This window comes from Streptomyces sp. NPDC058525 (assembly GCF_042719495.1).
In the GTDB taxonomy this organism is placed as follows: Bacteria; Actinomycetota; Actinomycetes; order Streptomycetales; family Streptomycetaceae; genus Streptomyces.
Genome location: NZ_JBHXNP010000037.1, coordinates 22,032 through 35,226, shown reverse-complemented (window position 1 = coordinate 35,226; position 13,195 = coordinate 22,032). Strand labels below are relative to the sequence as shown.

Here is a 13,195-nt window from a genome sequence, read left to right as displayed (position 1 = left end):
GCCCGCGGGCACCTGCAGCCTCCTGCGCCCCGCGGCGTTTCCGGGGGGCCACCGCAACAACCCCGCCCGCTCGGCGGGATGCCTTCAACAGCACGTACCCGCAAGGACCTTGGGCCAAGCCGGTGTCATGCGCAACGTCCAGCGGCCAGCGACCGCCGCACCCTACCCACCTTCCGGAGACCGACATTCCCGCCATACGCAAGACCCTCGCCGCCACCGCTGTCGCCGCCGCCGTCCTCGCGGGCACCGCCGCCTGCGGCACCGCCGAGAACCTCACCGCCGCGCAGAAGCTCGACCAGTCCGTCGACAAGCTCGGCCGACAGAAGGCCATCTCCCTCGAACTCGGCCTCGACACCGACGCCGCCACCCTCAAGAAGCTGGACTCCGGCTCCGCCCCCGGCAAGGAGATGCCCGACCAGGTCGCCCAGCTCCTGGCCGGCGCCCGTGTGTCAGTCTCCGTGCAGTCGAAGAAGCCGCTCCAGGACTCCTCCGACACCGACATCACCGGCATGGCGGTGAAGGTCTCCGGCCCGGACGGCGACCTGCTGGAGTACCGCCAGGTCGGCGACTGGGCCTACCTGCGCGCCGGGGTGAAGGCGCTCGAGAAGGCCGCCGGCAGCAAGCTCCCCGCTCCCAGCCAGCTGCCCCCGGACGCCACCGCGCTCAAGGAGATCCTCGGCGGCGGCTGGGTGAAGATGCCCGCCGACAGCCTCACCAAGGATGCCCCGGGCAAGGACACCGGCCCCTCCAGCGACCCCGCCGCCGACGCCCGGAAGAAGAAGGCCATCAAGGGCCTGCAGGACCTGATCACCCGCGAGGTTCAGCTCAAGGACACCGGAACCAAGGACGGCGCCGACCACATCACCGCCACCGCCTCCTTCAAGACCCTGCTCACCGGCCTGGTCGACGAACTCCGCCCGCTGGCGGGAGACCTCCCGCCAGGCGCCAACCTGCCGACCAGCCAGGACCTCAAGGACGCCCCGGACAAGCCCGTCACCGCCGACTTCGCCATCAAGAACGGTGCCCTGAGCACGGTATCGGTGGACCTCGCCCCGCTCGCTGACACGGCCAAGAGCAACAAGTTCGCCCTGGTGCTTCGCGTCGGCAAGGGCGAACAGGCCACCGCTCCCGACCAAGCCGCCCAGATCGACCCGGGCGCCCTGTCTCAGCAGCTGCTGGGCGGCCTCGCCCCCCAGCACATCACCGGCGACGGATCCGTCTGATCCAGCCCAACCGCCGCGCCGGGTGCGGCACCCCCGCACCCGGCTGGCCCCGCACACGCAGCACGGTCCTGACCCCAGGCATGCCTGACCACAAAGAGGCCCCCATGACGCGTCTGTTCGACCGGCAACTCGCCCAGCCCCAGCCGCCCTCGCTTTACGACTTCCTGCAGACCGTGCAGGCAACCGGTGACGACAGCCCCCGAGCGATGAGAGTCCGCAGGCTGCTGGCCTCCCCGGAAGCGGCGCGTCTGGCCCGCCAGGTCCGGCCCGGCGGCACCGGCTTGTCCGTACGCGAACTCCACGGTGCCCGCGTCGTCGCCGCCGAAGCGGTCCACGACAAGGTCTCCCGTACCCCGGCACCGGAGCTGTTCGCACGCCTGCGCCACCAATCCGTTCTTCCCCGGCACCAGCTCACGTTCATCGAAGCCCAAAAGCTCAACTCGCTGGGACCGGTCACAGCCATCGGCTGGCTCGTCACCAGCCGCCCGACCGAGCACGGGTACGCCATGGAGGCCTACTTCTCGACCGAATGGGGCAGGGGCAAGCTCTTCTCGCCCCTTGCCGCCTTCCACTTCGCCCTGGACCACAACGGCCGCTACCGACCCGAGGCCGGCAGCGACCTCCCGCACGTCGCGATGGCCACCCCGGAGGATCCTCAGCGGCCTGGGCTCCTCCCCGAGATCCTCGACCCCATCGCACAGAGCCTCTTGGGCACCACGGCCACGCTCCTGACCACGCTGGCCGTCCTCGACAAGGCCGTGCACCTGCCGGAGACCATCCCGGACCCGGCGCAGTCCGCCGCCTACCGGCGCCGAGCCGGCCAGGCCCTGGTGTCGTACCGCAGGATCTCCGCCGACACCCCGGCACTGCTCGATCTCATCGCCCCTCATCCCGCCGCCTAACCTGTCACGGCAGGCGCCCGGGCCGCGCCTGCCGTGACATCAACTGCCGCGCCCCGGCCTCGGCAGGACCACGCCGCCGGACCGGACCGCGGCAGCTACGGCACCTGCCACGCCAGCGGGTCCTTGTAGTAGCCCTGGGAGTAGGTCACCTTCCCCACCTTCGCGCCCGCGGGGATCAGGTACGGCGCGCACATGCTCCGGCTCTCGCCCTCCTTGAAGACCGACTCCAGGTCCTCATCCGTGCAGTCCGCCGGACGGCTGCTCAGGTCCCCGAAGACCAGCAGCCGGGTCGCCTTGATGCCGTCGGTCGTCTCCGCGCCGATGTTCGTCATGACCATCGGGCCTTTGACCGGCTCCCCGCCCACGTGCCGGGCCTCCACGTACACCCACGCCACCTTCTGGCCCGCGAACTTGCCGTCCTCACCCAGCCCCTGCAGATCCTCCGGCTTGCCCTCCACGACCCTCTGCGGAGTGATCAGGAACTTGCCCGTCGTGCCCCACCGGGTGATCTCCTGCTCCTCCTGGCTGGGCTGGCCGAGCACGAGCTCCTGCGCCCCTGCCGCGCCGCCGGGCCGGGCGCTCTTCGCGGCCCCGCCCGGCGAGCCGCCCGCAGTGGGGCCACACCCCACCGCGAGAGCCAGACCGCCAAGGAGAGCCGCCGCCACCAGGGGGCGGTACCGCCGGGACCGAACACTGCGCTGCATCGTCATCGCTTCCTGCCATCCGAACACGGAGAACCACTGGGTCGCGGCCATCGTGGGCACCGCGCCCCAGCCCAGCCCGCGCCCGCCATTACTCCTCCCGCCCCGCGGGCACGAAGCATCCAGTGGCTCACTCCGCGTCCCGCCTCACGGGCCCGCCCCGGCCGCACGGCGCCGACACCACCCCCGCGGCCGCGAGCAGACTTCCCGCACCACGCAACGCCCAGCGGGCCCGCGTCCCACCCCACGGGAGGTGTCGCTGCCGGACCGCGCCGGAGCCCACCGCCGGCCCTACGCTGCCTCGAGGGGCCCGGCACCCCAACCACTGGCAGCGGGAGGACTCTTGGACACCAGCATGCTGCGCACCCCCCTGATCGCGCAGACTGTCGAGGCGCTCGTCGAGGACGGCGGCGGACTCATCACCTACGAGCAGGGCATGGGCGGACGGGAGACGCTCGTCGCGGCGGCAGCTGCTCTCGCGGCCCGCAACGGATCCCCGCTGACCATCGTGGAGTCAGTGGTCCTGCACGAGGAAACCCGCGCGGCGATCGCCGCGCTCCAGCCCGGCGTGCAGTGCACAGTCATCTCCGCCCGGGACGCCGCGCTCCAGCCGCCTCCCGCCCCCGGCAGCGTCCTGGCCGTCCACGCCGATCTGCTCAGGGACCCGATCGCCCGCGAGCCTCTGCTCGAACTGGCGCGAGCCGCTGACCACCTCCTGGTGGCCCCGCCACGACTACAGCGACCCCAGCCTCGACAGCCTCGCCGGCACCGCCTACCGACTGGACCAGCCGTCGTTCATCGCCGCCGCGAACAAAGCCTCCACCCGCTGGGCCCAGACGTTCACCCCCACCTACGTCCCGCCGCCGGAGGGGCAGCGCGACGGACGCCTGACACGCCAAGGGACAGCCGGAGGCGACAGAATCGACCTCACCGAGCACGTCGAGCGCAAACAGCGCTTGATCGCCCAGCTGAACCAGCGGACTGCCGACAGCCCGGCCCCGGAGGTCCCGGACAATGTCGAGTACTTCGACCTTGCCGACCTCGAGGCGGCCATGCACGCGGACACCGGTCAGCTTCTCGCTCAGGCAGAGGAGAGGGCATCAGCCGTTCAGCGTGCGGCCGACCAGCGGGCCACAGAGGCGCGCGACCGTCTGCTCCGAGGCGACCAGGAAAGTGCGGCGGAGCCTTCCCGACCCCCTGCTGTCGCTCGGCACGACCAGCGGCAGGCCGCAGCCCACCAGCACCAGGCCCCCGGCGGGCGGACGCCTGGCCAGTAGCACCGCCCAGGACTACTCCACGTCGAGGTAGTACGCACCCGCAGCGGCGTCGGCGAAGAGGGTGAACCGGACCTGAGGCGGGACTGTCTTGCTGCCGTCTGCCAGCTCCACGGGCTCGGCGTTGACCAGCACGAACTCCTCGTACCCGCCGACGAAGTCACCCGGCCCGTCAGCCACCCCGACATGGATTGGGGTCTCGTCGGGAACTGCGGTGAGAGCGTTCCGCAGCTGCCCTGCCGTCCACACCTGCGGCACGTGATCGAACATCTCAGCCATGGCCAGAGGCTAGGGCGCCCACAGCCCGGTCATGGCGCGCCGCGCCGGTGAGAGCAGCTCATCAGCTCCGAAGCCGGGTCGCCTCGGCGCCCGCGGCGGCCAGGCCGTACGCTGGCAGGGCCGATGGCCAGGGTTTCTGGTCCCGTGGGGCCCGCCGAGTGAGATCCGGGTCCCACAGTCGTTTCCAGACCAGTGCGGGTTCCGCGCGCGCCTGACTGCCTGCGCCGCGCGTGGTTGGCCTTACTCGCCGTCCGTCCCGTCCTCGCCCGGCAGGCGCACGAGCCAGTAGTCCACCTGTGCCGACGGATGAGAGCGGCGTGCCGTCCACGCAAGGCCGTCCACGTCGTGGCCCCAGCTCTCCAGGAGTTCGGACGCCCATGCCTTGGCGGAGTCCTCCGCGTCGGCGTCCAGCCTGTCCTCCATCACGGCGGTGTGATCGCTGTCGCCGACGCGGTGCAGTACCCACGCCGCGTGTTCGCTGCCTTCCATCGCGTACGCGAGGATCAGCTTGCCCTCATCCTGCACCGTGGCCTCCAAGCCCGAAGGTGTTCCGTATCGGGGCCAACCATGCCATCGGGTACTGACATCGCTGCTCGGGCCGCAGACCCCTTGCATGACGCAACGCCACCGCGCCAGTCCTGGAATTCACCGGCGCGCGAGCAGCTCGGCGGCGGACAATCACCCGGAACGACAGGAGGCGGCCCGATGGTTGCGGACATGAAATTCGAGGACGGCACCTGCCTCAGGCTGCGGGCGCCCGAGCAGCACGGCGCCCCGGCCCTGGGACTGCTGCCCGGCCTGGGCGCGCACCGCCTGGCCGTCCGCATGGAAGCCGAGCCGCTCCATGTCGCCGACGGCGTCAACCACCTCGCGCTTGCCGGTGAACTCCGCGCGGCCGAAGGCATCGGCTGGATCGGCTCCATCCTGCCCACCCTCGTACCGCTGCGCACCAAGGCCTCCACCGTGGCAGTCGAACTCGTCGTCCCCGTCACCTCCGCCCAGCTCCTCGCCTTGGAAGAGCACCGCGACGGCCGCGACCTCTCTGTGGTCGTGGACCTGCAGGGCTCCCTGCCGCAGAGCACCGCGCACCCCGTCGCCCACTTGCAGGAGACCCAGCAGGTCGCCGCGAGCACCTGGGAGCGGCAGCTCGAGAGCGTGGGCCTGACCGCCTCGTTCACCATCACCGTCCCGCTGCCGATGGCATCCGGCCCGATCCGGAAGGCCGCCGAGCATCTGCGCACCGCGGACCGGCAGATCACGGCAGGCGAGTACATGGACGCGATCCGCGAGACCCGCCTCGCCCTGACGCTGATGCGGGCCCTGGGTGTCTGGCCCGCAGGCGGCACCAAGAAGCGGGATGACCAGGACCAGGCCGACCGGTACGGGCTTCTCCAGGACCGAATCGCCGCGCAGGCCGACGGCTACGCCGACATCATCCAGGCGGCCTTCAGCCAGGCCAGCGGGCCCCAGCACAACGACGGCGCCATCGCCTCGGCCGCATGGACCCGAGCCGATGCCGTCACCCTCAATGCCCTGGCGGCCGCCCTGCTGCACCGGATCAGCAGCGAGACCGAATAGACGCGACAGCCTGCCCGAGCCGGCCGAAGCTGCGCCGCCGTCCCGAAGCAGTCCGCCCCGCAGCGGAGCCGGCCGTCGACAAGGTCCTCGCCCCGGGCGTGCGCCTGTGCATGCTGTCGCCCTACCGCAGTCGAGGTGACTGGGGTGACGGGGTCTGCTGGGGCGCCCGCAGGCTCTCGAACACCTCCCGAGCCGGCGCAGGCAAGGAGGCGGCGACGCGCTGGCGGCTTGCCTCCTGGAGCCTGGCGGCCATGGCCGCGATGTCCGCCTCCCGGCCCGCGAGCGGATCACCGTCCCCGGCCCGGCGCGGTCTCTGGCCCGGCCGCAGCTCACCGATCTCGTCGAACCGCGCCGCGTACTGCGCACTGGCCTGGCCCCAGTACTCGGGCGCGATGGCCGCATCGATCGGCTGGTCGAACTCGGCGGTGTGCGTGGCCCACGGTGTCTGCGGAGATCGCCAGGACATGCCGGTCAGCTCCACCTCGATTCCCGGCGAGTCGGTGTAGGAGACCCAGGTCGCCCGCAGATCGTGCCGCGGCGCCTCCTGGCCGGGCGCCAGCCGAACCCGGAACGCGACGTGAGTGGCCTCTTCCGCAGGCGCCGGATCGAAGACCTGCTCGTGCGCCATGTCCTCGAACGCGGCCCTCAAAGTGGTGTGCCAGCCGGCGGCGTACGGGAGGCTGCCGTGCCCAATGTGGTCCAGTAGCTGCTCGGCCCGCTCGCCCGCGTCCCGCCGCTCGTCGTTCATCACCCGGCGCAGCTCGTCCGGCAGCACCAGCCGGAGCCCACCGTGCAGTTCAGCGGCCGCCGGGTCCGGCCCCTGCGCCCGGGCTTGCCGGTACGCCGACGCCCACTGGGCCCCCAGCACCTCCAGCCGCTCCCCGTACCGGTACTCGGCCGCGCCGTGCCCGTCCAGCCCGTTCACCCTGTTCTGGTAGGCGTTGCGGGCCCGTTGCGCCATCACCACGGGGGCATCGAAGTAGCGGGCCCACTCCTCCGGCGGCCGGTTGTGGATGTTGCGCTCCGGGGCAGGTGCGGCATACCGGTTCCACCAGCGTGCCCCGTCCTGGGTCCTGCCGCCGTGGTCGATCCACGCCGTCGGGTGCGCCGCGTACAGCGCGTCCATCATCACGGAGGCCAGGTTGCGACGCTGGAACCCCGGCTCGACCTTCAGCATCCACACCGACAGAGCCTGTCCGTCCGGGTGGACCAGGAAGTCCAGCCGCCCGGCCTGCACGCCGCCCACCAGCGCCAGCACACGCCGGGGCGTCCACCCAGGGTAGGCATCGGTATACCAGTCGGTCAGCCACAGGGCGGTTCCCGCGTTGTCGAGCTGCGCCTCGGCCCCCGCCATAGCGGCCTACTCCCGCGTTGTGGGCAGCCCCACCGCGGCGACGAGGCGGCCGCTGGCTCCCCGGACGCCCGGCAGCGTCGACACCGCAGCGGCCACCGCCTTCTCCACCTGCTCCGAAGCTGCCGCAGCCGGTAGACCCGCAATCGCGCCCGGCTCGACCTCAAGCCCTACCTGCACGGTCAGCAATGCGCTCTGCCCGTCAGACACAGGCCCGGGGGAGGGATGGGCGACCAGCTGAGCGGTGCACGAGACCTCTCCCGCACGGTGGGGCTGCGTGATGGGTCCGAAGATCACCTCTGCCGCGCCACTGAGCAGCTGCATCAGCCGGGCCACCTCAACGGCGGGGCCGGTCAGCTTCACCTCCGTGAACGCCGGACCGGGCGAGGGCATGTCACTCATCACTGCTCCTGCGATCGTCCAACCCCGCCCCCTTCGGGCCGGGTTACCCAAAGGGGGCGACGACCTGCGCCCCCGCAGTCAGTCTCGCAGGGTGCCGTGGCCGCTCCGAGGTGAGTCTGCCGCGCTTTCGGGCCAGGCGGCGCGACGTCGGCCACCGGATGCCAGGCCCAGGCATCCCGACCGTGCCGCGCGTTCCGCCAGACGGGAAACGACCGCGCGCCCGGCTATCCGCCGAAGAGGGCCGCAGCGACAGGCGGCCGTGAACCGTGTCCCGTCGGGCGGACCGGTGGACCACCCCGGGAGGCCCCCGCTCCCGCCTGGCGGAACAGCTTCCCTCTCCCTCGCCCACGGCCGATGCCACCGACGCAGTCTCGTGGCGTACAGGAACGAGGCCGTGGGGAGGGCGAGGGTGTCACCAGCCCGCAAGAAGAAGAACCCCGAACCCCACGCCACGGGCGGTATCCACGGGACACAGCTCATGCTCACGGCCGAGTCCGACGACATCACGGCCATGCGCGAAGAGGGCGATCTGGGAGCGTACATGCGAGTCCTGATCAGCCCCGCCCCCGCAGCACCCGCCCCCACCCCCGAGGGCTACCGCGATCCGGCCCACATCCCAGGGGCCTGGCCGGCGCCCCGCCCCCTGCCTCCGGGGCACGTGCGGGCCCCGGGAGAGCCCGCCTACTGCGCCTGCCTCCAGTGCCAAGCCCTCGGGGAGCACGTCGAGTCAGACGCATGCGCGTGCCCGTCCTGCGCCCACCGCAAGTCGCAGCTGCTGGCCGCCCGCTGCGTCGCGGAGTAACGGCGCCCGCCTACGGCACGGACGCTGCCAGGGCGGGGTCCCCAGGGCGCGGTTCCGGCAGCCCTTGAACGACGCCGGCGGCCGTCCAGCCGCCGCCCGCCCCCTGGACGGCCAGACCATGCCCGGCCAGGCCCTCCAGGTGCTTGGCCACCGTGCGCTGCGCGAACCCAGCCGCCTGGCAGAGCTCCTCCACCACGATCTCCCGCCCGGCGGCCTTCAGCGCGCTCCACGTGCGCTGCGCGGGCTGGCCGAGGCCTCCGTCCGCTTTGCTCGCGAAGACCGACGCCTCCGGCTCGTGCACCGGACCGTCAGAGGTGGCCCTCCCCTGCGAGGGCAACGCCGTGCTGCCCGAGCCGTCCGAACCCGGGGCCGGATTACCCGCGACCGAGGGCGACCTCTGGGCGGCCCGGTCCGCGCCGGACCTGCTCACCGGCCGAGGCGTCCGGTTCACACGGCGGTGCCTGCGGCCCTTCTCACGCTTGCCCACGTCGGCTCCTCCAGCGACTTGCACTCGGCTCCTGATCTCAACGAGCCTGCCAGCCCGCGGAACCGACATGGGCCCAGGCGGCCCGGAGAATCACTGACACGGCTCATCACGAGGGCCTGCGACATGACCTTGCGGCGGCTGCCGTCAGCTGGAGCCGGTCAGCTCGTACCGGTAGTCGAGGAGCGTCGCCGGTCCGGCATTGCTCAGGAGCACGACGCCCGTGCCCTGAAACGTGCTGACCACCACGGGGCGGGACGTCTTGTTGTACACCCGTTCCTGAGGTCCGGGGGTGATCAAGAGGCTGGGATCGGTCACGCGGCTGTCCTGGGTGTGCGCCAAGGGCACGATCGCCACAACGCCGCTCTCGGTCCGCAGCGCGTAGACCCTGCTGCTGCCCGGGGGGACAGGCCGGAAGGAAACCTGTGCCTGCGGGCCCAGATTGGAGCCGCGCTCGGCGTACTTCTTGAGGATGCTCTTCGCGCTCTCGTTCTCATGGGAGAGCTGCGCGCCTTCCCTCGCCCCGCCCGTTGCGAAGAGGTCCTCGACCGCCGCGCCCGCCTTGCTCGGCGCCAACGGTCCCACCGCCGTGCCCGCGTCGGCCGTGAGAGCGAGGCCCTGTTTGACCTCCACGGCCGGCATGGGCTTCTCCGGGTAGTTTGCGGCAACCTTCTTCCACGTGTTCGCCGTGTCGGGGGACTTCTCGAAGACCATGAGTTGGCGCGAGGTCCCCTCGGTGATGGCTTCAGCCGCGAACCAGTTTCCCCCCTCGGGTATGTAGAAATTCCGCTGTGTGAAATAGAAGGGCTTGTCGTACTCCTGCTTATCCTTCTCGCTGAGCGTGCCGTACTGCTCGTACTGAGCCTTGCTCCGCGCGTACAGCTGGCCGGCCTCCACGCTGGAAATAAGCTCCGCGTCCCGTGCTGCGTTCGCCCGGTTGTTGACGTCCTGGTAGTGGTCGACGATGGCGTTCGCCTCAGCCACGGTCACCACGCCAACAGGAGCCGCCGGGGCGCTGGAACTGGGAGGAGCAGCAGTCGGCTCTCCGGTTCTGCCCGAGGGTCCCCCGCAGGCGGAAGCCAGCGTCAGGCAGGCTGCGACCACGGCGCCGACAGCAACGGCCCGCGATGCGCGGGAGCGACGCAGGGAAGTGTCGGACATGGAGAGCTCATTCCTGTGGAGAGGCCGGTGCCGTCCAACCTGATGCACCGCCGGCTCCTCGAACCGGCCCAGCACCCGGATTGCCCGGCAGGCGGGAAGCCGCCTGCCCCCCGAGTCCTTCCTGGGGGATCCGTCCGCCGCACGGCAGTCCTCTGCGCCCGGACGAACAGCTCCCAGCAGCCCGCCAGGAACGCAGCCGTCACCGTTTGGACCGCCGTATCCAACGGAAATGGGAACACCTGACATTTCGTGCGTCGCAGGTGGTGGGAGGTGCGGGGGTGAGATCAATCTGATTTCCGAACGCGGCCAGCCTTCTGGATACTGAGTTCACCTGTGCTTCAGGAAGGTGAGGGGGGAATTCGTGACAGACCAGGAAATACCTTATGCTGGAACGACTCCGACCCGGATGTGCGACGTCGAGACGGAGACTTACCGACGGGCGCTTCGAGGCGAGCTCCTCCAGGAAGACGAGCCCGGCCTCAGCAGTCTTCTGGCCAGGGGGGTCCTGGTTGCCAACCCCTTCCACCACGGGATCTACGTTCCAGCGCCCCCGCGTTACCTGGAGACTCAGCTCCACGCGAGCGTGCTCAGGAGCCTGACCGCCACAGTTGAGGAGTTCGCCCAGATTCCCGCCTTCGTACGAGAGCTCGAAGCGGAACAGCAGCGACACGGCGAATCCCTCAGTCCGGCTGCTTCCGTACACCTGCGCAGCGTGGACGCCGTGAATGCCGAGATGATCCGTACCACGATGGGCGCCCGGCGCGAGATCCTCACTGCCCAGCCGGGATTCCGGCCGACGAAGGTCCTCAAAGGGGCTCTGAGCCGGCATATGGAGCCCGCGAAGCGCGGTGTGACGGTTCGTACGATCTACCGGGCCAGTGAGCGCAGCAATGTGGTTCAGAGCCAGTGGGTTGCCGATGTGACGGCTGCTGGCGCGGAGGTTCGGACCCTGAGTGAGAGCTTCCCCCGGCTGATCCTCGTTGATCGGGCGCACGCCTTCTTCGAGGCCTTCGACGAAGAGGGCGTCCTGATCCCGAAGACTGCCTGGTACAGCCAGGACCGGGCAGTCTGCGAGGTGCTGGCGCTGTACTTCTACACGGGATGGGAGCGGGCAGATCCGTGGCTGCCCGACGCGAAGGACGGGCACGCCGGGCACGCTGGGGGCGCAGGGGCAGAGCACAAGACGACGAAGCTCCAACGCACGATCTTGCGCAGCATCGTCGCCGGCCGAGGCTACGACCAGATCGGGAAGGATCTCGGGGTGAGTGAGCGGACGGTGACTGTGCACGTCTCGAAGCTCAGGACCGCGCTCGGCTTCAAGACAGTGCCCCAGCTGACCCACTGGTGGGCGACCTCACCGGAACGGCTGCTCTCGTAGACGGCACACGACGGTGAACCGGCGCAGAGCGGTGACGCTCGCTGCCCGGCGCTTCAAGATGCCCGAAGGCCGGTGCCGCAGCTGCCCGCCGGGTCGGGCACCACGTTCCTACGAGACGACCCGTACGACGTGGGGCGCCACTACATGGGCGACGTGATGGACTCGTCGCTCGTACGTCCAGGCGGCCGGATCAAGGCGAGGGCCGCGGGCTCCGATGCCAGCCGGGAGGGGAAGCTCGAAGCGCGTGCAGACGGCACACCCGCGGACAGGACCGGGATCCGCTTCGTGCACGTCGATCCGGTGGTCGCACAAATTGACCAGGGCCACGAGCATCATCGCCGCAGTGATGCCGGGCTGCTCCGGATCCTCCGCGTCCCCGGACCCGGCCGCGAACCGCTCACGTGCCCGCTCGAACGACCCCTGTAAGACGGTGCCGAGCGAGCAGCACTGGCCCAGGATTTCAGGTTGGTAGACGACCACGGCACGAATGTAGGCAGGGCCGCACGGCGGCCGGGGGCGAATCGTGGAACCGGCCTGAGCCGCTTTGGCCTCGCCGATCGTGACGATGCGAACTCGCACCGGAATCAGTGTCGGTGCGAGTGCTGTCAGTCCGGAAGGATGAGGAGGGCATCCGGCCCGCTTCCGTCCGACGGCTACTCAGCAACCCGGAGTTGAACGACGTCCTGTCACCATGCGGCCAGGACGATCAGCCGCGAGGCGCCGCTGCTTTGCCGGGGTTCCGGAAGGCCTCCAGCCTGGTCGCGTCCTGCTCGGGCGTCAGCTGTCCAACTGGGTCGACGAGCGGGTTGCGGCGGCGGCGCAGGGCCTGGCTCAGCAGATCAGCCGCGCGGGTGGCAGCACCGCGGGCCAGGACTTGGTAGCCGGGATCACCAAGGTCGGGCAGTGACGCGGAGCCCGTTGGCTCGGGCGACGGCCTGGGTAGGGCCGGGAGGGGCGGAGCGGCGTGCCATTGGCGCCGGTAGTAGAGATCGCGGGCGTCCGCCGCGGGAGTCGGGAGGCTCTCGGGCCGGTGGTACGGCTGTGCGCTGGGGTGCTCGGGGTCGTCCACCAGGGCGAAGAAGTCGGTGGGGGCACATCCGCCCAGCAGAAGCAGGGTGAGGGGCTCGTGGTCCAGGGTCCGGGCGTAGCACTCGATGAGGGCGGCGATGTGGTCGCAGACGCTCTTGCGGCTGCGACAGGGGCAGTCGGAGTTGCTGATCTCGCTGAGCGTGGGGAGCAGGCTCACACCAAGGCTGAAGGCGAGGTCGATGATGTGGAGCATCGCGTCGTGGCTGGTGGAGGCGGCGAGGTGGTGGGCGTGGGGGCGGGTGGCGGCGGCGAGCAGGAGCCACTTCTCGCCCGGCAGGCGGGGCCAGAACACGTCGAGTGTGCGCGAGCGGGCGTAGCCAGCGCCGGGATGGGCGGGCTGCACATCCTCGACGGGAATGAGGCCGTCGAGCCGACCAGGCCACACGGTCAGGTCGGTGATCGTCTCGACGAACGGCATCCCGGCGTTCATGCGCTGCTCGTCGCGGCGCTGCTGCATCAGCTCCCCGTACCAGGCCTCGCGGACACGGTGATCGTCCCCGGCGGTGACGGTGGTCGGGCGGTGCACGTAGACGGTGCCGTGGAGCTCGTTGTAGGTGTGGAAGAGGACCAT

The 13,195-nt window shown here is 70.7% G+C and carries 14 protein-coding genes; 5 read left to right on the top strand and 9 right to left on the bottom strand.

The features are described 5' to 3' along the window. Positions 1-122: 122 nt before the first annotated feature. Both ACFWP3_RS18815 and ACFWP3_RS18810 read left to right on the top strand, forming a co-directional pair. Positions 123-1,223: a hypothetical protein gene (locus ACFWP3_RS18815; protein WP_384222172.1), complete on the top strand. Its 1,101-nt coding sequence runs from the start codon at positions 123-125 to the stop codon at positions 1,221-1,223. 104 nt (positions 1,224-1,327) lie between these two features. Then, positions 1,328-2,125 (top strand): hypothetical protein, encoded by a 798-nt coding sequence (locus ACFWP3_RS18810; protein ID WP_384222169.1) that lies wholly within the window; start codon positions 1,328-1,330, stop codon positions 2,123-2,125. A 95-nt stretch (positions 2,126-2,220) separates the two neighbouring features. Here ACFWP3_RS18810 and ACFWP3_RS18805 read toward each other — a convergent pair whose 3' ends face one another. The 3 genes from ACFWP3_RS18805 to ACFWP3_RS18795 all read right to left on the bottom strand — a co-directional run bounded on the left by ACFWP3_RS18805 (position 2,221) and on the right by ACFWP3_RS18795 (position 4,904). Beyond that, positions 2,221-2,880, bottom strand: a complete 660-nt coding sequence (locus tag ACFWP3_RS18805) for a hypothetical protein (RefSeq protein WP_384222166.1) — start codon at positions 2,878-2,880, stop codon at positions 2,221-2,223. A 1,235-nt stretch (positions 2,881-4,115) separates the two neighbouring features. Next, the gene (locus ACFWP3_RS18800; protein WP_384222163.1) at positions 4,116-4,379 is read right to left on the bottom strand and encodes a DUF6225 family protein; all 264 of its coding nucleotides are present in this window, start codon (positions 4,377-4,379) and stop codon (positions 4,116-4,118) included. Between the two features lie 240 nt (positions 4,380-4,619). Next, entirely contained in the window at positions 4,620-4,904 is a 285-nt protein-coding gene (locus ACFWP3_RS18795; RefSeq protein WP_384222160.1) for a hypothetical protein, read from the bottom strand. A gap of 192 nt (positions 4,905-5,096) precedes the next feature. Between ACFWP3_RS18795 and ACFWP3_RS18790 the strand changes: the two genes are divergently transcribed. After that, positions 5,097-5,957: a hypothetical protein gene (locus tag ACFWP3_RS18790; protein ID WP_384222157.1), complete on the top strand. Its 861-nt coding sequence runs from the start codon at positions 5,097-5,099 to the stop codon at positions 5,955-5,957. A 121-nt stretch (positions 5,958-6,078) separates the two neighbouring features. Here the strand turns inward: ACFWP3_RS18790 and ACFWP3_RS18785 are convergent, their stop codons facing one another. Continuing rightward, a complete protein-coding gene (locus tag ACFWP3_RS18785; protein ID WP_384222154.1) occupies positions 6,079-7,311 on the bottom strand; it encodes a hypothetical protein in 1,233 nt (410 codons plus the stop codon). A gap of 6 nt (positions 7,312-7,317) precedes the next feature. Beyond that, positions 7,318-7,710 carry a hypothetical protein gene (locus tag ACFWP3_RS18780; protein WP_384222152.1) on the bottom strand — a complete coding sequence of 131 codons (393 nt, stop codon included), beginning with the start codon at positions 7,708-7,710 and terminating at the stop codon, positions 7,318-7,320. A 409-nt stretch (positions 7,711-8,119) separates the two neighbouring features. Here ACFWP3_RS18780 and ACFWP3_RS18775 point away from each other — a divergent pair, with 409 nt between their 5' ends. Further along, positions 8,120-8,512, top strand: a complete 393-nt coding sequence (locus tag ACFWP3_RS18775; protein ID WP_384222149.1) for a hypothetical protein — start codon at positions 8,120-8,122, stop codon at positions 8,510-8,512. Positions 8,513-8,522: 10 nt separating this feature from the next. On the opposite strand, the gene ACFWP3_RS18770 is transcribed toward ACFWP3_RS18775, so the two are convergent. Next, positions 8,523-8,813, bottom strand: coding sequence for a hypothetical protein (locus ACFWP3_RS18770; protein ID WP_384222147.1), 291 nt, complete (start codon positions 8,811-8,813; stop codon positions 8,523-8,525). A gap of 330 nt (positions 8,814-9,143) precedes the next feature. Continuing rightward, positions 9,144-9,980 carry a hypothetical protein gene (locus ACFWP3_RS18765; protein ID WP_384222144.1) on the bottom strand — a complete coding sequence of 279 codons (837 nt, stop codon included), beginning with the start codon at positions 9,978-9,980 and terminating at the stop codon, positions 9,144-9,146. 538 nt (positions 9,981-10,518) lie between these two features. Here ACFWP3_RS18765 and ACFWP3_RS18760 point away from each other — a divergent pair. Further along, positions 10,519-11,535, top strand: a complete 1,017-nt coding sequence (locus ACFWP3_RS18760; RefSeq protein ID WP_384222141.1) for a LuxR C-terminal-related transcriptional regulator — start codon at positions 10,519-10,521, stop codon at positions 11,533-11,535. Between the two features lie 108 nt (positions 11,536-11,643). Here ACFWP3_RS18760 and ACFWP3_RS18755 read toward each other — a convergent pair whose 3' ends face one another. Together ACFWP3_RS18755 and ACFWP3_RS18750 are read right to left on the bottom strand one after the other, a co-directional pair. Then, positions 11,644-12,015: a hypothetical protein gene (locus ACFWP3_RS18755; protein WP_384222138.1), complete on the bottom strand. Its 372-nt coding sequence runs from the start codon at positions 12,013-12,015 to the stop codon at positions 11,644-11,646. Positions 12,016-12,241: 226 nt separating this feature from the next. Beyond that, positions 12,242-13,195 carry a hypothetical protein gene (locus ACFWP3_RS18750; RefSeq protein WP_384222135.1) on the bottom strand — a complete coding sequence of 318 codons (954 nt, stop codon included), beginning with the start codon at positions 13,193-13,195 and terminating at the stop codon, positions 12,242-12,244.